The 24,890-nt window shown below is 64.6% G+C and carries 26 protein-coding genes; 7 read left to right on the top strand and 19 right to left on the bottom strand.

Annotated elements, in window-relative coordinates:
• Positions 1–22: 22 nt before the first annotated feature.
• Positions 23–1,273 (top strand): DUF763 domain-containing protein, encoded by a 1,251-nt coding sequence (locus EAV90_RS08445; protein ID WP_129143155.1) that lies wholly within the window; start codon positions 23–25, stop codon positions 1,271–1,273.
• A gap of 34 nt (positions 1,274–1,307) precedes the next feature.
• Here EAV90_RS08445 and EAV90_RS08440 read toward each other — a convergent pair whose 3' ends face one another.
• The 10 genes from EAV90_RS08440 to EAV90_RS08395 all read right to left on the bottom strand — a co-directional run bounded on the left by EAV90_RS08440 (position 1,308) and on the right by EAV90_RS08395 (position 6,159).
• On the bottom strand, positions 1,308–1,550 hold the full coding sequence (locus EAV90_RS08440) for a hypothetical protein (RefSeq protein WP_122403796.1): 243 nt from the start codon (positions 1,548–1,550) through the stop codon (positions 1,308–1,310).
• A 39-nt stretch (positions 1,551–1,589) separates the two neighbouring features.
• Positions 1,590–1,853 (bottom strand): hypothetical protein, encoded by a 264-nt coding sequence (locus tag EAV90_RS08435; protein ID WP_129143154.1) that lies wholly within the window; start codon positions 1,851–1,853, stop codon positions 1,590–1,592.
• 15 nt (positions 1,854–1,868) lie between these two features.
• A complete protein-coding gene (locus EAV90_RS08430) occupies positions 1,869–2,096 on the bottom strand; it encodes a hypothetical protein (protein ID WP_122403798.1) in 228 nt (75 codons plus the stop codon).
• Position 2,097: 1 nt separating this feature from the next.
• Positions 2,098–2,298, bottom strand: a complete 201-nt coding sequence (locus EAV90_RS08425; RefSeq protein WP_122406730.1) for a hypothetical protein — start codon at positions 2,296–2,298, stop codon at positions 2,098–2,100.
• A gap of 14 nt (positions 2,299–2,312) precedes the next feature.
• A complete protein-coding gene (locus tag EAV90_RS08420; protein ID WP_129143153.1) occupies positions 2,313–2,498 on the bottom strand; it encodes a hypothetical protein in 186 nt (61 codons plus the stop codon).
• A gap of 35 nt (positions 2,499–2,533) precedes the next feature.
• Positions 2,534–2,962, bottom strand: a complete 429-nt coding sequence (locus EAV90_RS08415; RefSeq protein ID WP_129143152.1) for a CBS domain-containing protein — start codon at positions 2,960–2,962, stop codon at positions 2,534–2,536.
• Positions 2,963–3,032: 70 nt separating this feature from the next.
• A complete protein-coding gene (locus EAV90_RS08410) occupies positions 3,033–3,494 on the bottom strand; it encodes a DUF2267 domain-containing protein (RefSeq protein ID WP_129143151.1) in 462 nt (153 codons plus the stop codon).
• Positions 3,495–3,624: 130 nt separating this feature from the next.
• Entirely contained in the window at positions 3,625–4,863 is a 1,239-nt protein-coding gene (locus tag EAV90_RS08405; RefSeq protein ID WP_129143150.1) for a cytochrome P450, read from the bottom strand.
• A 104-nt stretch (positions 4,864–4,967) separates the two neighbouring features.
• Positions 4,968–5,291, bottom strand: coding sequence for a hypothetical protein (locus EAV90_RS08400; RefSeq protein WP_122403802.1), 324 nt, complete (start codon positions 5,289–5,291; stop codon positions 4,968–4,970).
• 94 nt (positions 5,292–5,385) lie between these two features.
• A complete protein-coding gene (locus EAV90_RS08395; protein ID WP_129143149.1) occupies positions 5,386–6,159 on the bottom strand; it encodes a ferredoxin--NADP reductase in 774 nt (257 codons plus the stop codon).
• A 157-nt stretch (positions 6,160–6,316) separates the two neighbouring features.
• Between EAV90_RS08395 and EAV90_RS08390 the strand changes: the two genes are divergently transcribed.
• Positions 6,317–7,513, top strand: coding sequence for an amidohydrolase family protein (locus EAV90_RS08390; protein ID WP_122403804.1), 1,197 nt, complete (start codon positions 6,317–6,319; stop codon positions 7,511–7,513).
• A 114-nt stretch (positions 7,514–7,627) separates the two neighbouring features.
• Here the strand turns inward: EAV90_RS08390 and EAV90_RS08385 are convergent, their stop codons facing one another.
• From EAV90_RS08385 to EAV90_RS08350, 8 genes are all read right to left on the bottom strand, one after another.
• Positions 7,628–8,083: a MarR family winged helix-turn-helix transcriptional regulator gene (locus tag EAV90_RS08385; protein WP_122403805.1), complete on the bottom strand. Its 456-nt coding sequence runs from the start codon at positions 8,081–8,083 to the stop codon at positions 7,628–7,630.
• A gap of 24 nt (positions 8,084–8,107) precedes the next feature.
• On the bottom strand, positions 8,108–8,812 hold the full coding sequence (locus EAV90_RS08380) for an ABC transporter ATP-binding protein (RefSeq protein ID WP_027571698.1): 705 nt from the start codon (positions 8,810–8,812) through the stop codon (positions 8,108–8,110).
• The gene (locus EAV90_RS08375) at positions 8,809–9,600 is read right to left on the bottom strand and encodes an ABC transporter ATP-binding protein (RefSeq protein WP_129143148.1); all 792 of its coding nucleotides are present in this window, start codon (positions 9,598–9,600) and stop codon (positions 8,809–8,811) included. The genes EAV90_RS08380 and EAV90_RS08375 overlap by 4 nt, the downstream gene beginning before the upstream one ends.
• A complete protein-coding gene (locus EAV90_RS08370; protein WP_122403807.1) occupies positions 9,597–11,486 on the bottom strand; it encodes an ABC transporter permease in 1,890 nt (629 codons plus the stop codon). The genes EAV90_RS08375 and EAV90_RS08370 overlap by 4 nt, the downstream gene beginning before the upstream one ends.
• A gap of 196 nt (positions 11,487–11,682) precedes the next feature.
• The gene (locus tag EAV90_RS08365) at positions 11,683–12,885 is read right to left on the bottom strand and encodes an ABC transporter substrate-binding protein (protein ID WP_122403808.1); all 1,203 of its coding nucleotides are present in this window, start codon (positions 12,883–12,885) and stop codon (positions 11,683–11,685) included.
• A gap of 31 nt (positions 12,886–12,916) precedes the next feature.
• On the bottom strand, positions 12,917–13,501 hold the full coding sequence (locus tag EAV90_RS08360) for an amino acid synthesis family protein (protein WP_129143147.1): 585 nt from the start codon (positions 13,499–13,501) through the stop codon (positions 12,917–12,919).
• A gap of 15 nt (positions 13,502–13,516) precedes the next feature.
• On the bottom strand, positions 13,517–14,413 hold the full coding sequence (locus EAV90_RS08355) for a UPF0280 family protein (protein ID WP_129143146.1): 897 nt from the start codon (positions 14,411–14,413) through the stop codon (positions 13,517–13,519).
• A complete protein-coding gene (locus EAV90_RS08350; protein ID WP_174221639.1) occupies positions 14,410–15,867 on the bottom strand; it encodes a 6-hydroxynicotinate reductase in 1,458 nt (485 codons plus the stop codon). Before EAV90_RS08350 ends, EAV90_RS08355 begins: the two co-directional genes overlap by 4 nt.
• 240 nt (positions 15,868–16,107) lie before the next feature.
• Between EAV90_RS08350 and EAV90_RS08345 the strand changes: the two genes are divergently transcribed.
• Positions 16,108–16,590: a (2Fe-2S)-binding protein gene (locus EAV90_RS08345; protein WP_129143145.1), complete on the top strand. Its 483-nt coding sequence runs from the start codon at positions 16,108–16,110 to the stop codon at positions 16,588–16,590.
• Positions 16,590–20,114, top strand: coding sequence for a molybdopterin cofactor-binding domain-containing protein (locus EAV90_RS08340; RefSeq protein ID WP_129143144.1), 3,525 nt, complete (start codon positions 16,590–16,592; stop codon positions 20,112–20,114). The genes EAV90_RS08345 and EAV90_RS08340 overlap by 1 nt, the downstream gene beginning before the upstream one ends.
• Before the next feature lie 229 nt (positions 20,115–20,343).
• Here EAV90_RS08340 and EAV90_RS08335 read toward each other — a convergent pair whose 3' ends face one another.
• On the bottom strand, positions 20,344–21,312 hold the full coding sequence (locus EAV90_RS08335; RefSeq protein WP_027571690.1) for a catechol 2,3-dioxygenase: 969 nt from the start codon (positions 21,310–21,312) through the stop codon (positions 20,344–20,346).
• A gap of 424 nt (positions 21,313–21,736) precedes the next feature.
• Between EAV90_RS08335 and EAV90_RS08330 the strand changes: the two genes are divergently transcribed.
• The 3 genes from EAV90_RS08330 (at position 21,737) to EAV90_RS08320 (ending at position 24,760) form a co-directional block, all read left to right on the top strand.
• Entirely contained in the window at positions 21,737–23,476 is a 1,740-nt protein-coding gene (locus EAV90_RS08330; RefSeq protein ID WP_164936836.1) for an ATP-binding protein, read from the top strand.
• A 188-nt stretch (positions 23,477–23,664) separates the two neighbouring features.
• Positions 23,665–24,246 (top strand): peroxidase-related enzyme, encoded by a 582-nt coding sequence (locus EAV90_RS08325; RefSeq protein ID WP_122403815.1) that lies wholly within the window; start codon positions 23,665–23,667, stop codon positions 24,244–24,246.
• A gap of 10 nt (positions 24,247–24,256) precedes the next feature.
• On the top strand, positions 24,257–24,760 hold the full coding sequence (locus EAV90_RS08320; protein WP_122403816.1) for an MgtC/SapB family protein: 504 nt from the start codon (positions 24,257–24,259) through the stop codon (positions 24,758–24,760).
• Positions 24,761–24,890: the final 130 nt, after the last annotated feature.

Genomic DNA, 24,890 nt, shown 5'->3' with positions numbered 1-24,890 from the left:
GAATGCGCTACCTTGGCTACCCATGACTCGACGCACCGGCAGCGCTGATCTTCCTCTTCACACCGGACGAGTTCCGCCGTGGCTGGCGAGCCGCATGTCATCGCTGGGGGCGATCGTCACCCAAGCGATCGTGCATCATTACGGCCGCGATGCGTTTCTCCAGCGCCTGTCGCATCCGTTCTGGTTCCAGTCGTTCGGCGCCGTGATGGGGATGGACTGGCACTCTTCCGGCATCACCACCTCCGTGATCGGCGCATTGAAGCGTGGGCTCGGACCGCTTCAGGACGAGCTCGGGATTTACGTCTGTGGCGGCCGAGGTCAGCATTCGCGCAAGACGCCGGATGAGCTGTTGCAACTCGGCGACCGCGTCGGATTCGACGGCATCAAGCTGACCCGTGCCAGCCGCCTGGTGGCCAAGGTCGACAGCGCCGCGGTCCAGGACGGCTTTGACCTCTACCTCCACGGCTTCTTCGTTACCGCCGACGGCAAATGGACGGTGGTGCAGCAGGGCATGAATGGCGACAAGCGGCAGGCGCGACGCTATCACTGGCATTCCGAGGCGCTGAGGAGCTTTGTCGATACGCCGCACAGCGCAATTGACGGGCCGCAACAGGGGGAGATCGTCAATCTCACCGATCATCGCGCCGATATTTCCCGGGCGGCGCAGGTCGAGCTGCTCTCCGATCTCGGCCCCGACCGCATCATCTCCGAATTCGAACGGCTCATGGAGGCCGAGTCCACGCCGGCACAAGGCACGCTGCCGCACCTGATCATGCCCGCACATCACGACGTCCGTCCCAAGGACGTGTTCGCGCGCCGCCTGCACGGCACGCTCGCCGCTGCGGCCGAGCGTGGCCCGGTCGATTTTCCGGAGCTGCTGCTGACGCCTGGCGTCGGAGCGCGCACCGTGCGCTCGCTCGCGATGGTCGCGGAGGTCGTGCACGGCGCGCCCTATCGCTTCGGAGATCCCGCGCGCTTCTCGCTCGCCCATGGCGGCAAGGACCGACATCCCTACCCCGTTCCGATCAAGGTCTATGACGAGACCATTCGGGTGCTGAAGGGCGCGATCCAGAACGCGAAGCTCGGACGCGAGGAGGAGATGCAGGCGATCAAGCGCCTCGACGATCAGGCGCGACGGCTGGAGCGCACCGCACAGGGCCCTTCGGTTGCGGATTTCATCGCGGGTGAACGTGCGGCCTCACCGGATCTGGACGGCCGCTCGGTGTTCGGCTGGGAGCGCGATCTTATGCCCACAAAAAAGCGGACCGGCTGAACACCGGTCCGCAAGTTGGCGGGAGGAACCCCTCTCAGGTCTCGTCGGTCTCCGGCTCCTCCTCGAGCCGATTGGCCGCGTGATCCTGATACTGCTCGGTCTGGATGAACTTGCTGTCCATGCCACGAATATCCGAATGCTGGGCCTTGTCGCGGTTGGACAGGACCATGTTGTCGCCGATCTTGTCCTTGGGGACTTCGGCCATGGCGCCAGTACCGTCGCCCTTGCCATGCATGCCGGATCTGAAATGCGTCTTGCTGCCATGCCCACCTGGCATCGGTCTCTCCTCTTCTTGCAGTGGTCGAGCTCTGAAGGCTCAGTGCTTCTGTTGCGCTGGCGTCGGCTTCGGCGGCTTATGGCCGCGCTGACCGGGGTTGTTGTGCTTGTTGTGGTCGCTTTCCTGGTTGAGACCACCGCGGCTCACCGCAAACTCGCTTTGACGCGCCTCCGGGTTGGCCCGATGAACGGGCGTGTCGCGGCGGTCATGACCGGCAGCCTGCTCGAGTTCTCGCGCATCGGGAACATCAGGCTTGCGCTCAAGGATGCGCACTTGCTGTTCATGGGTCTTCTTGCCCTGCATCGTGGGCCTCCAATCTTACCGTCCCCTTCGGGGCGAACCACTCCGCGCGACATCCTTGTCGATACCGCCACCGATGTTCACGTCGTTCTCGACGTCGCCTTCGATGGTGTTCTCGCCAAAGGTGTCCTCGAGATCGTCAGACGAGATGCCTGCCATCTTCGTCCCCTTCGATCCGCCGATCAGGGGATTGTCGCGCATGTCCTTTTCAGTCGGCGCGTACAGCTTGGGTTGCTTGTTGGTCATGTCACCTGCCTCCGCCCTTTCCGGCCTCATCGTGCCTATGATGGGAATCGCGCTCTCCCCCACCGCCGGAAATCCGGCTGTGGCTGCGCTGCGGATCATCCGCCGGCGGCTTCTTCACCTCCAGTGGCGACTTGGCGTTCTCATGCGACGCGCCGGGTCCGCCCTGGCGAATGCTGTTTGGTGTCTTGGTGGATGTCGACATGAATGTCATCCTCCTCAACGATCTTGCTGATAGCCTTGATTGGTCGTGTTCTGCTTGATGTTGCCTTGCTGTCCCTGCTGGTCCGGATTCTGCACACGCCGCTGGCCGTGCGGCGTCTGGTCTGCGCGGACCTGCTTGCTGTCACCAGTTCCCTTGGGGCTCTGGTTGGCATCTGGGACGGGTGGCATCTTGCTGGCCATGGGACCTCCTCGTGGAAAGCGACGCCGTGGCGCCGTCAGTGCCGCTCCCGCGCAGCGGGTGCGGAGATGTCCTTCAACGCGTCTTGCGCGCACTCGTCATCTGTCCTGCTGATGTCTGCTAGTGCAACGACACCGACCAGGCGCTTCTGGCGATTGATCACCGGGAGACGCCGGATCTGGTGCGTGGCCATGACCTGCGAAGCGCCTTCGACATCGTCGTCTTCGAAGCAATAACAGACGCCCTCGGACATTACTTCGCGCACGGACGTGTTGCCCGGCGCGCGTTCCTCCGCCACCGCGCGCGTGACGATGTCCCTGTCCGTGATCATGCCGATGAGGCGATCGTTCTCGCCCACCGGCAAGGCTCCGACATCGTCGTCGCGCATCCAGCGGGAGGCTTGCCGTATGGTCATGTTGGGATCGGCAATGTGGACGGATGATGTCATGATCTCGTGAACTTGCATGCTGGATCTCCGGTCATCTTTCGGGGTATCCGTCTGCTAACGCCGGCCTCGTGGGGAGGTTTCTGTCGGCCTAGTGCGACATACTCCTCTGATCCGTCGTGCCGGGTTCCGCGCTCCAGATCGCCCGCACGTCCTCCGGCAAAGCTTCCCTGACCTTTTCGATCTGGCCCGCGGTCAAGTGCCGGGAGAGAACATTGAACACCGCACGTGCGGCATCCTCCGTATCGACCGGTCGCCCGAACTTCAGTTTCTCCGCGATCAGCTGAAGAAACTCTTCCAGCGATCGCACCCAGCTCGGCATCGCCGATGGCCGGAACTGATCATAGTACGCGCCGCGGACCAGCAGCGGCAGCTGTGATCCCAGATGCGCCGCAAGCTCCACCGGCAGGCGATCACGTATCGCGTGCAGCACGGCCGTCGTTACGCGCCACGACTGCTGATCGTCCAAACCGATTTGCTCGCTGATCTCGTTGAGCCAGAGATGCGTCGTCTGTGCCGTCTTATCGAACACCGGAATCGCACTGGAACTCATTGTAAACCTCCGCTTCCGGATTTCGAGGTTTGGATCACAACAGGTGCGATCACGCACCGTTCCTGGCCGAGGCGCAAACTTCAGATGAAATTTGCACTCGGAACGAGCGCGATTCCGGAGTTGCGGCTCGTCAAGCGGCCCGCTGGGCGGACATCGCCGTCATAGCGTCGTCCAGAACCGGAAGCTTCTCGATCGCGCGAAGTCCCGGCCTGCGACGCCACCGAATTTGCGAAGGCTCGACAGCGAGCCGGAGTTTCGGCCAACGCGCGAACAGCGCTTCCAGCGCGCAGGCCGCCTCGATGCGCGCGAGCTGATGGCCGAGGCAGAAATGGATACCCGTGCCGAACGAGATATGGCGGTTCGGCTTACGTTCGAGATCGAGGCTCTCGGGACGATCATGCATCGCCGGATCCATGTTCGCGGCGGCGAGCATCACCATGACGCGGTCGCCCTTCTTCAGGCGCACGCCTTCGACCTCGACGTCGCGCCGCACATAGCGCGGCTTGGAGAATTGCACCGGCGAGACGAAGCGCAGGAACTCCTCGACCGCAAGCCCGACGCGACTCCAGTCCTGTTCCAGCCAGTCGCGCAGCTCGGAATTCCTCAGCAGCTCGTAGACGGAACCGCTGATGAGATGCGTTGTGGTTTCCGATCCCGCCGCGAGCAACAGAAACACCATCGAGACCATTTCATCTGGCGTGATCTGGCCGCCTTCGCGCTCGACCTGGATCAGCTCGGCAATCAGGCCCTCGCCGCCCTGCACGCGCGCGATCTGCAACTGCTGCTCGAGGTAGCCGCGCATCCTGCGGAACGCGAACAGCAAGCGGAAGAAGCTGAGGACATTCGTCAGCGACGACATCGCGTTCGCCCAGGCGATGAACTTTGGACGATCGGCCAGCGGCAAACCCAGCAGCTCCGAGATAACGGCGAGCGGCAGGATTCGCGCGTAGCGCTGGACGAGATCGGCCGGTCGCTCCTTCGCGAATAGCCGATCGGCGAGACCGTCGGCCATGGCACGAATTCGCGGCTCCATCGCGACGATCGCGCGGCGGCGAAAAGCTTCATCCACAATGCTACGCAGCCGCGTGTGATCCGGCTCGTCCATCGTCAGCATGTTGTTGGCGATGGTCCTGACGTATCTCGGCATCCACCAGCGCAAACCCGCGACGTCGCCATCCTCCTTGCGCAGCGTGAAGGTCGCGCTGTCCTTCAGGACCTGCGCGGCGGCGTCATGTGTCGTGGTGATCCAGACATCGCCGATGAGAGGAAATCGTGTCGCGACCACGGGGCCGGACATGCGTAGTGTCGCAATCACCTTGGGCGGATCGCGAAAGAAGGCCTCGCTGGTGAAATCGAGGCGCACGACCATGGCATCACCGGACTAATTGCTGCGATCTCACCCAGATGGCGGGTGGCTCGGCCGGAGCAAGGGGACATACCTGCGTCCCTACGGCGCAGATGCCGAGAAACCGGTTAACCCCGCCCGGGTGAACGCTGCCCGCTTTTGCGCTGTTGCTGCGTGTAGGCGTCCCAATGGCTCCAGCTGCCATTGCTGAGGCTTTGCAGATCGGTTGCGAGCGGACGGCGCGTGCGCTTGTCGTGATCGGCGATCGCGCGCTCCGACTGCGCGATCTTCCGCTTGAGCTCCGCGATCGACTTCTGGGTCTGTCCGTTCCGCTTCGACGAGGCGATCTCCCCCATCGTGAAGCGCGCGGTCTCCAGCGCCTTCAACTCGGCGCGATTCTTCTTCAACTGAACCCGGTGCCAGGCGATATTGCTGTCGCTGTCCGCAACCATGTGGGAACTCCGCTGATTCGCTCCCACATAGTATCAAGCGCCGAATCGGCGCCGCAACGCCCGCCAGAGGGCGAAAATGCGGTCTCTTTCGGGCTTAGCGCTCGGCGAAAGCCTTTTCGACCACGAACTGAGCGGGCTCGCCGTGGTTGCCTTCGACAAAGCCGCGCTCGGTCAGGAGCACGCGGGTGTCCGCGACCAGCGCCGGGCTGCCGCAGATCATGACGCGGTCCCGGGCGGCTTCCAGCACCGGCAGGCCGATATCGGTGAACAGCTTGCCTGACGTGATGAGGTCGGTGATGCGACCGCGGTTGCGGAAGGGATCGCGCGTCACGGTCGGATAGTAGATCAGCTGATTGCGGATGTACTCGCCGAGCAGCTCGTCCTTCGGCAAATGCTCGGTGATCATCTCGCCATAGGCGAGCTCCTTCACGTGCCGGCAGCCGTGCAGCAGCACGACCTTTTCGAAGCGCTCGTAGGTCTCGGGGTCCTTGATCACGCTCAGGAACGGCGCGAGACCAGTGCCGGTGCCGATGAGATAGAGGTTGCGTCCCTCTTCCAGGTTGTCGATCACCAGCGTGCCGGTGGCCTTGCGGCTGACGATGATCTCGTCGCCTTCTTTCAGGTGCTGGAGGCGCGAGGTCAGCGGACCGTCCGGCACCTTGATCGAGAAGAACTCCAGCGTGTCCTCGTAATTGGCGCTGGCGACGCTGTAGGCCCGCAGCAGCGGCTTCTCGCCGACCTTGAGCCCGATCATGGTGAACTCGCCGTTGCGGAAGCGGAAGGTCGGGCTGCGGGTGGTCTTGAAGGAGAACAGCGTATCGGTCCAGTGGTGGACGCTCAAAACGCTTTCCTGATTGAAATTGCTCATCTCACCCTTCCGTTTCGCTTCTGTGCGGTTCCGAGGCGGCCAGCTATGCGTCGTTTGTACACGATCATTTGTATACTAATGAATAATCCGGCTTGATCCCGCGGTCAAGGCTGCCCAAGATCGGAAGCGTTGCAGTTAGGAATAAGGAGCCCTTTCCATGGCGCATGACGCACCCCAGGCCGCCGGACCCTCGAAGCTCGTGATCCGAAATATCGGCCTGATCCTGTCCGGCGCCTTGGAAAAGCCGATCCTGGACGGCGACACCATCGTCGCCGAGAACGGCAAGATCAGCGCGATCGGCCGCTTCAAGGACGTCAACACCGAAGGCGCGACCACCATCGTCGACGCTAACGGCACCACGGTGGCGCCTGGGCTGATCGACAGTCACGTTCACCCTGTCGCCGGTGACTGGACGCCGCGCCAGAACCAGATCAACTGGATCGACAGTTACCTCCATGGCGGCGTCACCACCATGATATCCGCCGGCGAAGTCCACATGCCCGGCCGTCCCCGCGACGTCGTCGGCCTCAAGGCCATGGCCGTGTTCGCCCAGCGCGCGTTCTGGACCCTGCGTCCCGGCGGCGTGAAGGTTCACGCCGGCGCGCCGGTGATCGAATGCGAGATGGTCGAGGAAGACTTCAAGGAGATGGCCGCCAACGGCGTCAAGCTGCTCGGCGAGGTCGGCCTCGGTGGCGTGAAGGACGGCCCGACCGCACGAAAAATGGTCGGTTGGGCGCGCAAATACGGCATCCAGAGCACGATCCACACCGGCGGCCCCTCGATCCCTGGCTCGGGCCTGATCGACAAGGATGTGGTGCTGGAGGCCGACACCGACGTGGTCGGCCACATCAATGGCGGCCACACCGCCCTGCCTGATGACCAGATCCGCTGCATCTGCGAGGGCTGCAAGCGCGGCCTCGAACTGGTGCACAACGGCAATGAGCGCTCGGCCCTGTTCACGCTGCGCACCGCGCGCGAGATGGGCGACCTGCACCGCGTCATCCTCGGCACCGACGCCCCCGCCGGCTCCGGCGTGCAGCCGCTCGGCATCTTGCGCATGGTGTCGATGCTGTCCTCGCTCGGCGAGCTTCCGGCCGAGATCGCCTTTTGTCTCGCCACCGGCAACACCGCCCGGATGCGCGCGCTCGATTGCGGCCTCATTGAAGTCGGCCGTTCCGCCGACTTCGTCATCATGGACAAGGCGCAGCACTCGCCCGGCAAGAACATTCTGGAGAGCGTCCAGCTCGGCGACCTCCCCGGCATCGGTATGACCATCATCGACGGCATCGTGCGCACCCAGCGCAGCCGCAACACGCCGCCTGCCGGCAAGGTGCCGGAGGTGGTGGCGAAGTGACGCCACGTGCCGTCATTCCGGGGCGCGCGTGAGCGCGAACCCGGAAATCTCGCGCAACAATCTCCGGATTCCGGGTTCACGCGCTCTGCGCGTGTCCCGGAATGACGGTGTCATTCACCTCAACTTATTGAGCAGCGCCATCAGCGTCTCGCGCTCCTTGGCGTCGAGCGGCGCCAGAGTTTCCCGCGTGATCGCCAGCGCATTCGGCGCCAACTTCTCCGCAAGCTGCAGTCCCGCGCGGGTCAGGCTGACCAGCAGGCGCCGTCCGTCATCGGGATCCTGGCTGGTCTCGGTCAGGCCGCGCGCGGTGAGACGATCGATCACGCCCTTGATGGTCGCGACGTCCATCGCCGTCAGGCGTCCGAGCTGATTCTGCGAGCACGGGCCGGTCTCGGCGAGCTTCGACAGTGCTGCCCATTGCGTCGGCGTGAGGTTGGTGCCGATGTCGCGGGCGAAGATCGAGCTGTGACGCTGCCAGACCTGGCGCAGGATGAAGCCGACCTGCTCGTCGAGCACGTAAGGCGGTTTCGACGGTTTGACGTTCTTCTTCGCCGCCACGCTTCTCGCCATCCGTTCGCAGCCCTTCCCCTTGCCTCACAACGACAGATGCGCGTCGCGGATATCCGGACGCGCGTCGAGCTCGGCCATGGTGCCGCCGAAGCAGATGCGGCCGCGCTCGATGATGTAGGCGCGGTCCGAAATCAGTCGCGCGAAATGCAGATTCTGCTCGGAGACGACGATGCTGACGCCCTCCTTCTTCATGGTCAGGATGGCATCGACCATCTGCTCCACGATCTTCGGCGACAGGCCTTCCGACGGCTCGTCCAGCAGCACCAGCGAGGGATTGCCCATCAGCGTGCGCGCGATCGTCAGCATCTGCTGCTCGCCGCCACTCATGCGCCCGCCCGGGCGGTTCTTCATCTCGCCGAGATTTGGAAACAGCGCGAACAGTTTTTCGCGCGTCCAGTGCGGCGCGTTCGGCCGCTTCGGCTGGCGGCCGACTTCGAGGTTTTCCTCAACCGTGAGGTCGGTGAAGATGCGCCGCTCCTCCGGCACGTAGCCGAGGCCTTCGCGCACGATCTCATGGGTCGGCTTCGCCGAGACGTCCTTGCCTTCGAACATGATGCGCCCGGAGCGCTGCGCCACGAGGCCGACGATCGAGCGGAACGTCGTCGACTTGCCGGCGCCGTTACGTCCCAGCAGCGCCACCACCTCGCCCTCCCCGACCTCGAAGCCGATGTCGAACAGGATGTGCGCCGGGCCGTAATGGCTGTTGAGGTCCTGCACAGTGAGCTTCATGTCGAGGCTCCCTCGCGATGGCGGGCATCGTAGACCAGGCCTTCGCCGAGATAGACCGCCTGCACCTGCGGATTGCCGCGCACCTCGGCCGGCGAGCCCTCGGCGATCAACGTGCCGCGGTTGAGCACGATGATACGGTCGGCATGCTCGAACACCACGTCCATGTCGTGCTCGGTGAAGAGCACGCCGATCGATTTTTCGCGCGCGATGCGCGCGGTCAGCCGCATCAGATCGACCCTCTCGCGCGGCGCCATGCCGGCGGTCGGCTCGTCCATCAGCAGCAATTTCGGCTGGTTGGCGAGCGCGACCGCAAGCTCGAGCCGCTTGAGGTCGCCATAGGCAAGCTCGCCGCAGGGACGGTCTGCGTAACCGCCCATGCCGACCAGTTCGAGCAGGCGGCCCGCCTCGCCGCGGTCGAACTTCGGCGCCGAGCCGAAGAGATTGAACAGCTGTTTCCCGTGCGAGATCAGCGCGACCTGCACGTTCTCACGCACGGTCATCGTGGCGAAGGTCGCAGTGATCTGGAACGTGCGCCCGACCCCGAGCCGCCACACCTCACGCGGCTTCCGGCCTGTGATCTCCTCGCCGCGCAGGCGGACGTCGCCCGAGTCCGGCTTGTTCTGGCCGTTGAGCATGTCGAAGCAGGTGCTCTTGCCCGCGCCGTTCGGCCCGATCAGCGCCAGGATCTCGCCGGCCTGCAGCGAGAAGGACACACCGCGCACGGCATGGATGCCGCCATAGGATTTGGTCAGGCCTTCGACCGCGAGAAGTGGGGGTGCAACGCTCATTCGGCGGACTCGATCGGCTTGGCAAGCAAGGGGGATCCCGGCGGCGAGGACTTCCTGCGGCGCTGCGCCAGCATCTCCAGCATGCCGACGATGCCCTTGGGGAAGACGACGACGATCAGCATGATGAAGCCTCCGAGCACGAGCTTCGACAGATCGGTCTGGCTCACCAGCCAGATGTTCAAAGCCTTGTAGACGATCGCGCCGATCACCGCGCCAGACACCGTCTCGACGCCGCCGAGCAGCACCATGACCAGTGCATCGACCGACAGCGAGATACCGAGATTGTCGGGAAACACACTGCCCTTGAGGTAGGCGAACAACGCGCCGCCAATGCCGGCGGTCGTGCCCGCGATGACGAAGGCGGTCCACTGAATGCGCTTGGCATTGATGCCGATCGCCTCGCTGCGCAGAACCGAGTCGCGCGTGGCACGAAGCGCGTAGCCGAACGGCGAGAACACCATGGCCCGCAACGCGATCGTGACGAGCGCCGCGACGCCGAGCGCCAGCCAGTAGAAATGCGACGGGCTCGCCGCCCAGCTCGACGGCCAAAGGCCCAGAATGCCATTATCGCCGCCTGTTACGTTCACCCACTGGAACGCGATCGACCACACGATCTGCGCGAAAGCGAGCGTCAGCATCGCGAAATAGACGCCGGAGAGCTGCACCGCGAAGAAGCCGAACACCGCCGCGCCCAGACAGCCGAGCAACGGGCCGAGCAACAGGCACACGATCATCGGCAGCCCCGCCATCTTGGCGAGGAAGGCGATGCCATAGGCGCCGAGCCCGAAATAGGCTGCGTGACCGAACGACGCGAGCCCGCCGACCGACATCAGGAAGTGCAGGCTGACGGCAAAGATCACGAAGATCGCGATCTCCGACCCGACCGTCAGCGCGTAATTGCCGGCGAACAGCGGCAGCGTCGCCGCGATGGCCAGCGCTGCCAGCGAGGCGAGCCGCTCGTTCGACGTCAGTGGCCGCCAGGGATTGACCGTGAGACCCGGCGTCTTGCGCGCCGCCGCCTCCGGTTTGCCGAACAGTCCCCAGGGACGCACGATCAGCACGACTGCCATCACCAGGAAGACCAGGATGATGGAGATCTTCGGGAAGATCAGGATGCCGAAGGCATTGAGTTCGGACACCAGCACCGCCGCAACGAAGGCGCCGACGATGCTGCCGAGGCCGCCGATCACGACGACGACGAAGACCTCGACGATGATGCGCAAATCCATGGCGTGATGCACGGCATCGCGCGGGATCTGGAGCGCACCGCCAAGAGCGGCGAGGAAGACGCCGACGGCAAACACTGATGTGAACAGCCACTTTTGATTGACACCGAGCGCGGCAACCATGTCGCGGTCCTGCGTCGCCGCGCGCACCAAGACGCCCCAGCGCGTGCGCTGGAACAAGAGCCAGAGGATGCCGAGCACCACGGGGCCAAGCACGATCAGGAACAGGTCGTAGCTCGGGATGTTCTGGCCGAAGAAGTCGATGGCGCCCTTGAACCCCGGCGCGCGGCGGCCGACGAGATCGTCGGGCCCCCAGATCAGCACGACGAGATCCTCGACCATCAAGGTCAGGCCGAAGGTCGCGAGCAGCTGGAACAGTTCAGGCGCGTGATAGATGCGCCGGAGCAGCACCATCTCGACGATGACGCCGATCAGCGCCACGGCGAGCGCGGCCAGAACGATGCTGCCCCAGAAGCCGAACGCGCCCGACAGCCGCTCGGTCAGCGTGAAGGCGACGTAGGCGCCGATCATGTAGAAGGCGCCATGCGCGAAATTCACGATCCGCGTCACGCCGAAGATGATCGACAGGCCAGACGCCACCAGGAACAGCGACGCTGCGCTGGCGAGACCGGTCAGAAACTGTACGACGTAAAAGGCCATCGGCGGTCCGGGTTGGTGTTGCGTGCCGCGGCACGCGGGTCTTGGTTCACCTCTCCCCGCTTGCGGGGAGAGGTCGAATTGCGCGACGCGCAAATTCGGGTGAGGTGGAGTCTCCGCGAGTCCAGTCTGTCACCTCCCTCGCGGAGGCTCCCCCTCACCCCACCCTCTCCCCGCAAGCAGGTCGAGGGAGAAGAGATCAATCCTTCGGCCGCAGCTTCTCGATTTCGGCGTCGCTGGGCAGGTAGTCCGCACCCTTCTTGTAGGACGAATCCACCATCACGCCCTTGCCGTCCTTCAGCGCGGTCTTGCCGACGAAAGCGCCCAGCGTCGACTGGTGATCGATCTTGCGGAAGGTGATCTCGCCGAACGGCGAGCCCATCGACAGCCCTTCCGCCGCGGCGATCAGCTTCTCGGGATCTGTCGAGCCCGCCTTCGCGAGAATCGCGGCTGCCGACTTGATGGTCTGGTAGCCGACGATCGAGCCGAGACGCGGATAGTCGTTGTACTTGGCCTGGTAGGCCTTGAGGAACGCATCATGCTCGGGCGTCTTGATCGAGTACCAGGGATAGCCGGTGACGATCCAGCCCTCCGGCGTCTCGTCCTTGAGCGGATCGAGATATTCCGGCTCGCCGGTCAGGAAGGAGACGACCTCGCGCCCCTTGAACAGGCCGCGGGTGTTGCCTTCGCGCACGAGCTTGACGAGATCGGCGCCGAAGGTGACGTTGAGGATCGCTTCGGGATTGGCGGCGGCAACCGCCTGCACCACCGGGCCGGCGTCGATCTTGCCCTGCGGCGGCCATTGCTCGTCGACCCACTGGATGTCCGGGCGCTTCTCCGACATCAGCTTCTTGAACACGGCAACGGCCGACTGGCCATATTCATAGTTCGGCGCGATCGTCGCCCAGCGTTTCGCTGGCAGCTTGGCGGCCGCCTCGACCAACATCGCGGCCTGCATGTAGTTGGAGGGACGCAGGCGGAAGGTGTATTTGTTGCCCTTGGACCAGGTGATGGCGTCCGTCAGCGGCTCGGCCGCGAGGAAGAACACCTTCTTCTGGTTGGCGAAGTCCGAGACCGCAAGACCGATGTTCGACAGGAACGTGCCCGCGAGCATGGCAACGCCCTCGCTCGAGACGAGCTCGTTGGCGGCGGTCTGCGCATCCGCCGGCTTGCCGCCATCATCCTTCGAAACGACGACGAGCTTCTTGCCATTGATGCCGCCCGCCGCGTTGACCTCTTCGACGGCAAGCTGCCAGCCCTTGCGATAGGGCTCGGTGAAGGCCGGCAACAGCGAATAGCTGTTGATCTCGCCGATCTTGATGTCCTGCGCCAGGGCCGAATGAGCCATGCCGCTCGTCAGAAGCGCGAAGGCCGCGCCGACGATAGTATTTCTTGCTCGCATCCCAACCTCCAGTTTGAACTCTTTACGTATCTTATCTCAAGCCGTCTTCGCCCTTGATCTCCGCAACCGTCAGTCCGCCGACGCGCGGCAGCGGACGGCCGCTGTCGGTGACGGCGACTGCGACCATGATCTCGTTGGCACGCGGCGCGTCGTTGATCTGCACCTCCATGCCGTCGAAATGACTGCGCACGAAGGCCGCGTCCTTGTGACCGAGCGGAATGTCCAGCGTCGTGCCCGGCCCGCTGCGCTTCTTCGACGAGGGGATCAGAGCCGCGCCTTTGCCCAGCACTTTGCGCACCGGCGCGCCCATCTTGGGGTGGAGGATGGCGGCGGCATGCTCAAGCTCGCCGTTCTCGCCGACGGCCGCGGCCTTGCCGTAGCTCTGCGCCTTGGCGCCATCGATGCCGAGCGCGGCCACCGCGCGCTTCGACAAGAGCTCGCCCAGCTCCTCACCGATCGCAATCAGCGGCGAGAGATCCTCGACATATTTCCCGGCAAAGGGGTTTTCGATCACGGCAATCGCCGCCGCGCGCCGGGTCGGCGGCGAGACCTGCCGTCCCATCTCCATCTGCGTCTCTTCGATGACGGTGACGATCTTGCGGATGATCGCGCTCATGTTTCGCTTCCCCGTTCAGGCACAGACCGCGCTCTCCAGCACAAGCGGGCGCGTTCGTTGCTCTTCTATATCCTTGGTTCCGATGACAAGCATATCACCACAGAGCCGCAGCACGGCACCCTCGATCAATCCGCGATCGAACAAATGCCGTGCACATTCCGCGCCAGATTCCAGCGCGGCGGCGATATCATTCGGAGACAATTCACCGACGTCGCGGGTGACAAGACGCCCCCCGAGATCGCTGTCGGGCTGAAGCTCGTTCGCGGGCTGCCGAACAATGGCCGGATGCCCGGGCAGATCGACCGCGTTGGCGATCACGGTCGCTGCCGCATCGGCCTGCGAAGCGGTTGCCGCCAGCACCGTCACCGCATCGGCAATGCCGAGCGAAAAGCTCCGGCCGTGGCGCCCGCTGGTGGCGACGCCCCGCACCGGGTCATCCGCATCGACCCTCATCGTCCGCATCACGCCGTCGCGGTCAGGCCGATCCATCAAGCCGACCGAAAAATGCTCACCGGCGCCGAGATGAAAAGCGATGTCGCCACCGTTGTTGACGTAAGCCCGATCCAACGTCGCAGCGTTCAGCATTGCGCTCAGAATCTCCTCCGCCACGCTGCCGGCAACGGCCGCCATCGGCGTGATGAAGCAATCAGCGGCATAGGGCGCCACCGCGGCGTGCATCCGCCGCGCTACAACGCCCGTCAGCGACGTCCGATCCTCAGCGGCGGACCGCAATTGCGGTAGCTCCGCGCAAAGCTCGTCGAGCAATCCGGTGAACCGCAGCGTCGCGGCCTCATAAGCCGCACGCACCTCGTCCGTGCGTCCCCTCGCCTCCACGATCAGATCGATCGGACCATCCTGCAAATGCAGCCGCCGCCCATCAGACAGCAATGCGATTTGCGGGCGCCGTGTCATGCCCGTGGACCCGGAATCGGGTTCTGCCAGGACAGCTGGCGCACGTCCTCGCCGTTCTGCACTTCGGACAATGGCTTGACATAATCCATGTGCCCGCCGAGAGCGGCATAGTCCGTCAGCTTCATCGTGAACTCGATCGGTGCAACCAGCGCCGGCGTCGGCACATAGCCGAACGCGCCGGAAGGCATCTGCGTCACATCGACCATGTAGGTGATGCCGCCGCCGGGCCAGACATAAACCGGCGCGCCGCCGCTGGTGACGCGCGTCAGCGCATCCTTCACCGAACGCGTCAGCCGCACCGGGTTGTCGGTGACGCCGGCGCGCAGCGAGCCGCCGGCGCCGGCCATGAACAGCACCGTGCACAGCGCCGGCTCGCAATTTTCCTGGATGCGCTCGACCGAGAATTTCAAATCGGCCGGCATTTCAGTCTCGACCGGCTTCAAGGCCTCGTCGAGCACGTAATAGGACGAATGCTCCCCGGTCGTGGAGACCATCAGCATGGTCAGCCCGGGCTTTGCTTCCTTGGCATCGAACGGCCCGAGGATCGACAAGGGATCAGAGATGTTGGTGCCGCCCCAGCCCGTGCCGGGATCGGCGACCTGGAAATAGCGGCCGGGCGTCGAGCGCCGCCCCTTCATCTTGATGCCGGTGTCGGGGATGTCGAGCAGCTTGCCGGCCTGGTGCTCGCTGAGGACGCCGGTGATGTGGTCGTCGACCACGACGACCTCGTCGACCTTGCCGTGCCACTGTTTTGCGAACATGCCGATCGTCGCCGAGCCGCAGCCGACGCGCATGCGCTCTTCCTTGACGCCGTTGACGATCGGCGGTTGCCCGGCCTGCACCACCACGGTCGCGCCGCCGTCGATGGTCAGCTCCACCGCCTTGCAATTGGCGAGGTCCATCAGCGTGTCGCAGGTGACCCGCCCCTCCTTCTTGGAGCCGCCGGTCAGATGATGCACGCCGCCGAGCGACAGCATCTGCGAGCCGTATTCGCTGGTGGTGACATGGCCGACCGCCTCGCCCTGCGCGCGGACAGTCGCGGTCTCCGGCCCGAGATACCGGTCGGTGTCGATCTTCACCTTGATGCCGCAATAGGAGAAGATGCCTTCGGTGACGACGGTCACCATGTCGACGCCATCGACCTCCGCGGAGACGATGAACGGCGCCGGCTTGTAGTCGGGATAGGTCGTGCCCGCGCCGATCGCCGTCACAAAAGTCGAGGGCTCGTGGACGATCTTGCCGTCCCAGTCTTCCGTGCGGCTGAACGGAACCAGCTTGCCGCCATGCGAGACGGTGCGTTCCAGGATCACGTGAGGATCGACCCGGACAAGCTTGCCGTCGTGATTGGCATAGCGGTCACAGGCGCCCGCCGCGCCCGGTTTGATGTAGCACATCACCGGACAAGCATCGCAGCGGATCTTGTCGATGACGGCGCTCGTCGTTTCAGTCACCATGTCGGAGCCGGCGGACACTGCAGTTATCATTCGTATACGAACGATGTTGCGCGCGGTCCCCCGGGCCTGTCAAGCGGCGGTGCAGCGCAAAAGATGCCGCTGCCGCATAAAACCTCATTTGCCTATCCGCCCTGTCCACAAAGAAGGCAATCGCGTTGCAGTGCGGCATGCACGGCTTGCACGTTTGTGTACAAACGGTATCGTCCAGGCATCGAATTTCATGCGGGCTTGGGAACGAGGATGACGCAGACACCGATCCGCCTCACTGTGAACGGCAGGATCCACGAGGTCACGGCAGAGCGGGACACGCCGCTGCTCTATGTGCTGCGCAATGACCTCGCGCTCAACGGCCCCAAATATGGCTGCGGTCTCGGCGAATGCGGCACCTGCACTGTCCTGATCGACGGCGCGGCGGCGCGCTCCTGCGTGATTCCGATCGGCGGCTGCGCCGGCCGCGACGTCGTGACGCTCGAGGGCCTCGGCACCCGCGACAAGCCCGACGTCGTGCAGCAGGCCTTCATCGACGAGCAGGCCGCGCAATGCGGCTACTGCCTCAACGGCATGATCATGACCACCAAGGCGTTGCTCGCCATCAATCCGCGGCCGACCGAGCAGGAGGCGCTGGCGGCGTTACGATACAATCTCTGCCGCTGCGGCACGCATGTCGAAATCCTGCGCGCCGTGATGCGCGCATCGGGTCAGCTCGCCGAGGCCGCAGATTGATGGCCGCCCCTGTTTGGAATGGAGCTGAGCGGCCATCGGGTTCGCTCATCGTCGCCCGCACTGTGGACGAGATCACATCCGAGACCTTCGTCCGCATCACCGCAGACGGTTCGGTCACCGCCTATAACGGCCATGTCGATCTCGGCACCGGCATTCGCACCGCGCTCGGCCAGATCGTCGCCGAGGAGCTCGACGTCTCCTTCGCGCGCGTCGTGGTCGTGCTCGGCGACACGGCCGTGGTGCCGAACCAGGGCGCGACGATCGCCAGCGAGACCATCCAGATCACCGCGGTTCCCTTGCGGAAGGCCGCCGCACAAGCGCGACACTTCTTGATCGCGCGCGCGGCCGAGCGGCTGGAGCTGCCGGCCGCCGATCTCAGGATCGAGGACGGCCTCGTGCGCGGCCACGACAACCGCAGCGTCAGCTATGGCGAGCTGATCGGCGGCAAAACGATTCGTCTCGAGCTTGCCGAAGATGTCATGGTGAAGGCCGTTGGCGATTACGCCATCGTCGGCCAGTCCGTGCCGCGCGTCGATCTACCCGCGAAAGCCGCAGCCGAGCTGACCTTCGTGCACGACGTCCGGGTATCAGGCATGCTGCATGGTCGTGTGGTGCGGCCGCCCTATGCCGGCGTCGATGCCGGACCGTTCGTCGGCACCAGCCTCATCGCGGTGGATGAGTCCTCGGTGCGCGACATCCCCGGGCTCGTGGCGGTGGTACGCATCGGCGATTTCGTCGGCGTCGTCGCCGAGCGCGAGGAGAATGCGATCCGCGCGGCAGAGCAGCTCAAGGTCGCCTGGAAACCGACACCCACCCTGACCGACCTCGCCGATGTCGAGACCGCGCTACGCGCCAATCCGTCGACGCCGCGCACGCTGATCGACAAGGGCGAGGTCGAAAAGGCGATGTCAGGCGCGGCCAAGCCGATGCGGCGCACTTACGTCTGGCCGTATCAGATGCACGCCTCGATCGGCCCGTCCTGTGCGGTCGCTGATTATAGGGATGGCAATATCCGCGTCTGGTCGGGCACGCAGAACCCGCACGTGCTGCGCAGCGATCTGGCGCTGCTGATCGAGCACCCCGAGAGCGAGATCGAGGTCATCCGCTTGGAGGCCGCCGGCTGCTACGGCCGCAACTGCGCCGACGATGTCACCGCCGACGCGCTGCTGCTATCGCGCGCCGTCGGCCGTCCCGTCCGCGTACAATTGACGCGCGAGCAGGAGCACGCCTGGGAGCCCAAGGGCACCGCGCAGCTCATCGACGTCAATGGCGGGCTCGATGCCGACGGCGGCATCGCCGCTTACGATCTCGCCACGCGCTATCCCTCGAACGCCGCACCGACGCTGGCGCTGATGCTGACCGGCCGCATCTCGCCCGATCCCGCCGTGCTCCAGATGGGCGACCGCACCGCGATCCCGCCTTACGATTACGACCACATGCGCGTCGTCGCCCACGACATGGCGCCGATCGTGCGCGCCTCCTGGTTCCGCGGCGTCTCGGCGTTGCCCAATACCTTCGCCCATGAATCCTATATCGACGAGGCTGCAACCGAAGCCGGCGTCGATCCCATCGAATACCGCCTGCGCTATCTGAAAGATCAGCGCGCCGTCGATCTCGTCAATGCGGTCGCCGAACGCGCCGGCTGGACGCCGCGGCCGGTGCGCGAGGAGAAGGACGGCGAGATCGTGCACGGCCGCGGCTTTGCCTATGCGCTCTACGTCCACAGCAAGTTTCCCGGTTATGGCGCGGCGTGGTCGGCCTGGGTCGCCGACGTCGCCGTGAACAAGACGACCGGCGACGTCAGCGTGACACGCGTCGTGGCGGGACAGGATTCCGGGTTGATGATCAACCCCGATGGCGTGCGCCACCAGATCCACGGTAACGTCATCCAGTCCACCAGCCGCGCGCTGATGGAAGAGGTCTCGTTCGAGCGCGGCGCGGTGGCGGCGCGCGAATGGGGCGCCTATCCAATCATTCCATTCCCCGACGTGCCCAAGATCGACGTCCTGATGCTGCCGCGTCAGGACCAGCCGCCGCTCGGCGTCGGCGAATCCGCCTCGGTGCCGAGCGCGGCAGCGATTGCCAATGCAATCTTCGATGCCACCGGCGTGCGCTTCCGCGAGCCGCCGTTCACGCCTGAGCGAATCCTGAAAGGCCTGCACGGCGATGCGCCGGCGACGCCACAGGCGCTGCCCACCTCCGCGGCGTCGCAGCCGGCTCGCATCTGGCAAAATCCGTTCGCCAAACGCGCCGGCATCGTCGCGGCCGTTACGGCCGTCTGCACCGCCGCGATCGGCATTGGCGCGGCGCTTATGCCGGGACGTACCATTGCGCCGATCGCGCGGCCCGATGCGTCGGTCTATTCCGCGGCGACGATCGCGCGCGGCCAGCAGCTCGCCGCGCTCGGCAATTGTGCGGAGTGCCACACCAACATTGGCGGCGTGCTCAATGCCGGCGGTCGTGCGCTTCAGACGCCGTTCGGCACGATCTACGCGACCAATATCACGCCCGACGTCGAGACCGGCATCGGCGCCTGGTCCTACCCCGCCTTCGAGCGCGCGATGCGCGACGGCTTGCATCGCGACGGGCGCCAGCTCTATCCCGCCTTCCCCTATACGCATTTTTCCAAGACCAGCGACGCCGACCTCCAAGCGCTCTACGCTTACCTGATGGCGCAGCCTGCGGTGCGCGCGACAACACCCGCCAACACGCTCGCCTTCCCGTTCAATCTGCGCCCGCTGCTGGCGGGTTGGAACGCGCTGTTCCACCAGACGCGCGAGTTCAAGCCAGATCCCGCCAAGTCGGAAGCTTGGAATCGCGGCGCTTATCTCGTGGAGGGCCTCGGCCATTGCAGCGCCTGCCATTCGCCGCGCAACGCGCTCGGCGCCGAGCAGCGCGATGCCTATCTCGCCGGCGGCTTCGCCGAGGGCTGGGAAGCGCCGGCGCTGAGCTCGCTCTCGCGCGCGCCGATCCCGTGGAGCGAGGATGAGCTCTACGCCTATTTGCGCACCGGCCATTCACGCTATCACGGCGTCGCCGCCGGCCCGATGGCACCAATCGTCAGGGATCTCAAGACCCTGCCCGATGAGGACATCCGCGCGATGGCGGTCTATCTCAATTCATTCAACGACAGTGCAGCCGAGACGCCGGATGCGCTTGCGGCACGGCTGGAAAGCGCAACGCAGGTCACCGTCGCCTCTTCAACCGGCGCGCGCCTCTATCAAGGCGCCTGCGCCGTGTGCCATGAGGTCGGCGGCCTGCCGCTGTTCGGCAGCCGGCCCTCGCTCGCGCTCAACAGCAATCTGTACAGCGCGACATCGGACAATCTCGTGCAGGTGATCCTGCACGGCATCGCCGAGCCAGCGTCGAGCGACCTCGGCTACATGCCGGCATTCAGGAACAGCTTGAGCGACGCACAGGTCGAGGAGCTCGTCACCTTCCTCCGCAGGCAGTTCGCGCCGGACAAGCCGGCATGGACCGGCGTGCGCGAGACGATCGCGCGCGTGCGAGCGTATCCGCACTGAGGCGATACGAAAAAAAGCATGGCATGAGGCTCGCCTGCGGCTATCCTTCGAGACGCCCGCCTGCGGCGGGCCCTCAGGATGAGGTCGCGTTTTGCGGCGAGATATCAGACCCTCATGGTGAGGAGCCCGCCAAAGCGGGGCGTCTCGAATCATGCAGGCCGAGCTCGTTGGGCACGCCCAATGTGTGCGATAAAGGAACGGAAAGAGCGATGCTGTCGGCAAGATTGCTCTAACCGTGCTTCTTCACCTCCACCGGTGGCGTACCGTGGGTGTGGAACGACTCGATCGTCTTCAATCCCCAGGCCTGGCCCTTCTTGCGCTCCTCCTCGGTCCAGACGATCGGCTTCCAGTCCGGCGCGAGGATGAGCCGCGCGCCGGCATTGGCGACTTCGACGCGATTGCCGCCGGGCTCGTAGACATAGAGGAAGAAAGTCTGCTGGATCGCGTGCTTGTGCGGGCCGGTCTCGATATGCACGCCGTTCTCCAGGAAGATGTCGGCCGCGCGAAGAATCTCCTCGCGGCTGTCGAGCGCGTAGGTGACATGGTGGAAGCGGCCGGGCACGCCCGAATGGTCGAGCGAATAGGCGAAGTCGTAGCTTTTGTTTGACATCGTCAGCCACATCGCCGCCTCGCGGCCATCATTGAGCACGATCTGCTCGGTGAGACGGCATCCGAGATAGTTCTCGAAGAACTCGCGGTTGGCCTTGATGTCGACGGCAAGGCAGTTGAGATGGTCGAGCCGGCGGACATTGACGCCGCGCGCGGGAAAGCGCTGCGCCTGGTTCTTCAGCGCTGGCCTCAGCTCCGGCGGCGCCTGATACCATTCGGTCTCGTAATAGAGCTCCACGATGTGGCCATCGGGGTCGCGGCAGCGGAAGGTCGGCCCCTGCCCCATGTCGCCGTCGATCCAGCCGATATCGAAACCGGAGCCCTTCAGCGCGGCAACCCGACGTTCCAGCGCTTGCTGACTGCGCGCGCGCAGCGCCATGTGGCCCATGCCCGACGTCTTCGACGCCGTGAGCTTGAGCGAATAGCGCTCATAGTCGTCCCAGCCGCGCAGGTAGACCGACTCGCCCTTCTGTCCGCTCACGGTCATGCCCATCACATCGACGAAGAATTTCAGGCTCTCGTCCGGCTTGGGCGTCAACAGCTCCATATGGCCGAGATGAGCGAGATCGAGGATCGGTTCGGGCTGCATGATTTCCTCCTGGGACCTGGCGCGATCTGCCGTACCGGACGGCGCGATTGGACGCAGGGCGCAACGTCGCCCACCCTCGCCAATGGCAGTGAACTCATTTGTACTAATGTACAAATGATTAGGTCTCGTCAACAAATCCCCGCCAGGCCCAGCTGCAAATGGCGGGCGGGCCCGGCCGGACCGGCGGGTGCTCCGAACCGCCTGCCCGAATGGTAAAATCTTCCTTAAGGTTGGCCCTCGATCCGTTGACCTGGGAAAACAGCATTTTCCGTCAATTTCACCCGCAAATGTGCATCAGGAACAAACCTATCGGCTGAATTGTCGCGGATTTGATGGAGCGAGCGCGCCCGGCGTTTAACCGTTTGTGCAGCGACGGCCGCGCATAGTCAGGGCAAATCCCTTGCTCTTGCCAGGTTCATCAATCGTGACATCCTTTGGACGCGTGATTTCGGTTCGCGGATCGCTCGCCCGGGTCGGGCTTCTGGCGGAAGGCCGGATGCCGATCTCGGAGGTGCGGGCGACCGTCGGCCGCTTCGTCAGCATTCGCTGCGCCAGCTCGGTCATCGTTGCCATGATCACAGAGGTCTCCTGCGAGAATCTGTCGAGCTCCGACAACTATATCGCCATCGCTTCGGTCGACCTGCTCGGCGAGATCCTCAATGCCGGCGACAAGCCGAAATTCCAGCGCGGCGTCACCAATTATCCGACCATCGGCGATGCCGTCGACCTGATCACGAGCCAGGAGCTGCGCACGATCTACGCACCGACCGGCTCGGACCAGATCAATGTCGGCTTCCTTCAGCAGGACCGCTCGGTCATCGCCTATGTCGACGTCGAGGAAATGCTGTCCAAGCATTTTGCGGTGCTGGGGTCGACCGGCGTCGGTAAATCGACCGGCGTCTCGCTCCTGCTCAACGAGATCCTGAAAGCGCGGCCGAACCTGCGCATCTTCCTGCTCGACGTGCACAACGAGTATGGCCGCTGCTTTGGCGACCGCGCGCTGGTGCTCAACCCGCGGAACCTGAAGCTGCCGTTCTGGCTGTTCAACTTCGAGGAAATCGTCGACGTGCTGTTCGGCGGCCGTGCCGGCGTGCCCGAGGAGCTCGACATCCTCGCCGAGGTGATCCCGCTCGCCAAGGGCGTCTACACCCAATACCAGAATGCAGACCGCATCGGCCTCAAGCGCATCGATCCCAAGCAGGTCGGCTACACTGTCGACACGCCGGTCCCTTATCGCCTGGTCGACCTGCTATCGCTGATCGACGAGCGTATGGGCAAGCTCGAGAACCGTTCCTCGCGCATCATCTATCACAAGCTGATTTCGCGCATCGAGGCCGTGCGCAACGACCCGCGCTACGCCTTCATGTTCGACAACGCCAATGTCGGCGGCGACACCATGGCCGAGGTGATCAGCCATCTGTTCCGCCTGCCCGCCAACGGCAAGCCGATGACGGTGATGCAGCTCGCCGGCTTCCCGGCCGAAGTCATCGATTCCGTCGTCTCGGTGCTGTGCCGCATGGCCTTCGATTTCGGCCTGTGGAGCGATGGCGTCTCGCCGCTGTTGTTCGTCTGCGAAGAGGCGCACCGCTACGCCTCCGCCGACCGCAACATCGGCTTCGGGCCGACCCGCAAGGCGGTGTCGCGCATCGCCAAGGAGGGTCGCAAATACGGCGTCTATCTCGGCCTCATCACCCAGCGCCCCGCCGAGCTCGACGCCACCATCATCTCCCAGTGCAACACGCTGTTCACGATGCGTCTTGCCAACGACCGCGACCAGGCGCTGCTGCGCGCCGCGGTGTCGGATGCCGCCGCGAACCTCTTATCCTTCGTGCCCTCGCTCGGCACCCGCGAGGTGCTGGCGTTCGGCGAAGGCGTCGCTCTGCCGACGCGGCTGCGCTTCAAGGAGGTGCCGCCGCACCAATTGCCGCGCGGCGAGGCCACCATCTCCAGCGTGCCGTCGGTCACCTCCGGCCACGACATGCATTTCGTCGGCGCGGTGCTCGAACGCTGGCGCAGCGCCACCTCGCAGCGCGACGTGCCGAACGATCCCGTATTCTCGGCTCCGCCGGCGAAGACGCTCTCGAGCGTCGAGGCTCCGATGCTGCAACCCTCGATGGGCCTCGATCCGGACCGCTTCTCGCTGCTGAAGAAGCCGTTGCGGTAAGGTAACTCTCTTTCGCCAGCCTCGTCATTGCGAGCGCAGCGAAGCAAATCCAGCGTCCGTCCGCGGCAAGATTCTGGATTTGCTTCGCTGCGCTCGCAATGACGGACCAAGGGGCGACAGCGCTGGGCCAAGTTGAGCACGGGGCCCGCATCGACTATGGTTGCCGGCTCCAAGCCGGAATCCATGCCATGACAAAAACCGCCGCGCAACGCTTCCCCGCTCCCGCTCTCGACACGCTCCCCGGCGACATCCGCACGCGTCTTCTCGCCGTGCAGGAGAAGAGCGGCTTCGTGCCGAATGTGTTCCTGACGCTGGCCTATCGTCCCGACGAGTTCCGCGCCTTCTTCGCCTATCACGATGCGCTGATGGAGAAGGACGGCGGCCTGACCAAGGCCGAGCGCGAGATGATCGTGGTGGCGACTTCGGCGGCGAACCAGTGCCAGTATTGCGTGATCGCGCATGGTGCGATCCTGCGCATCCGCGCCAAGAATCCGCTCATCGCCGACCAGGTCGCGGTGAACTACCGCAAGGCCGACATCACGCCGCGGCAGAAGGCAATGCTCGACTTCGCGATGAAGGTCTCGGCTGACGCGCAGCGGATTTCCGAGGACGACTTCGCCGCGCTCGCGCCGCACGGCTTCAGTGACGACGACATCTGGGACATCGCCGCGATCTCCGCCTTCTTCGCGCTGTCGAACCGGCTGGCGAATTTCACCGGCATGCGCCCAAACGAGGAGTTCTATCTGATGGGACGGCTGCCGAAGACCTGACTGGCAAGACATGACCGAGCTCGATTGGCCCGAAATCCTGCTGCGCCTCGGCGCAGCGACGCTCGCCGGCAGTGCGATCGGTCTGAATCGCGATCTGCAGGGTAAGCCGATCGGCCTGAAGACGCTCGGCATTGTCGGGCTCTCCACCGCGGCCGTCGTGCTGCTCGCTGTCGAGTTCGCTGAGCCCGGCAGAATCAACGATGCGGCAAGCCGGGTGATCCAGGGTATCCTGACCGGGATCGGCTTTCTCGGGGCCGGCGTCATCGTCCACGAGAGCCGAGGTTTTCGCGTGAGCGGCCTGACCAGTGCGGCCTGCACCTTTCTCGCCGCCTGCCTCGGCATTGCCTGCGGCGCCGGACACTGGAAGATCGTCCTGGTCGCACTGGCGTTCGCCTTCGTGCTGCTCACAGTCGGCCGCCGCATCGAGCGCTGGCTGCACCGCGCTCTCGGTGGAAATGAGGATCCGCACCGGCCAGAGGCAAAGCCGCATACGCCCCCCCGGGGCAGCGGCTAAAATCGCAGCCGGCGGCCCCAAAGCGGCTTCAGCAGTTCGAGCGTCGTGAGCACCAGCGATCCCGCACCGAACGTTAGCGCTTCGGCATCAACTCGAGCGTGATGTGATGCGCCGTGGTACGGTACGGCGC

Origin of the sequence: Bradyrhizobium vignae, assembly GCF_004114425.1 — a bacterium.
Lineage (GTDB): Bacteria > Pseudomonadota > Alphaproteobacteria > Rhizobiales > Xanthobacteraceae > Bradyrhizobium > Bradyrhizobium vignae.
Note: the sequence above shows the minus strand (reverse complement) of the source record. Positions and strands in the feature narration are given on the sequence as shown.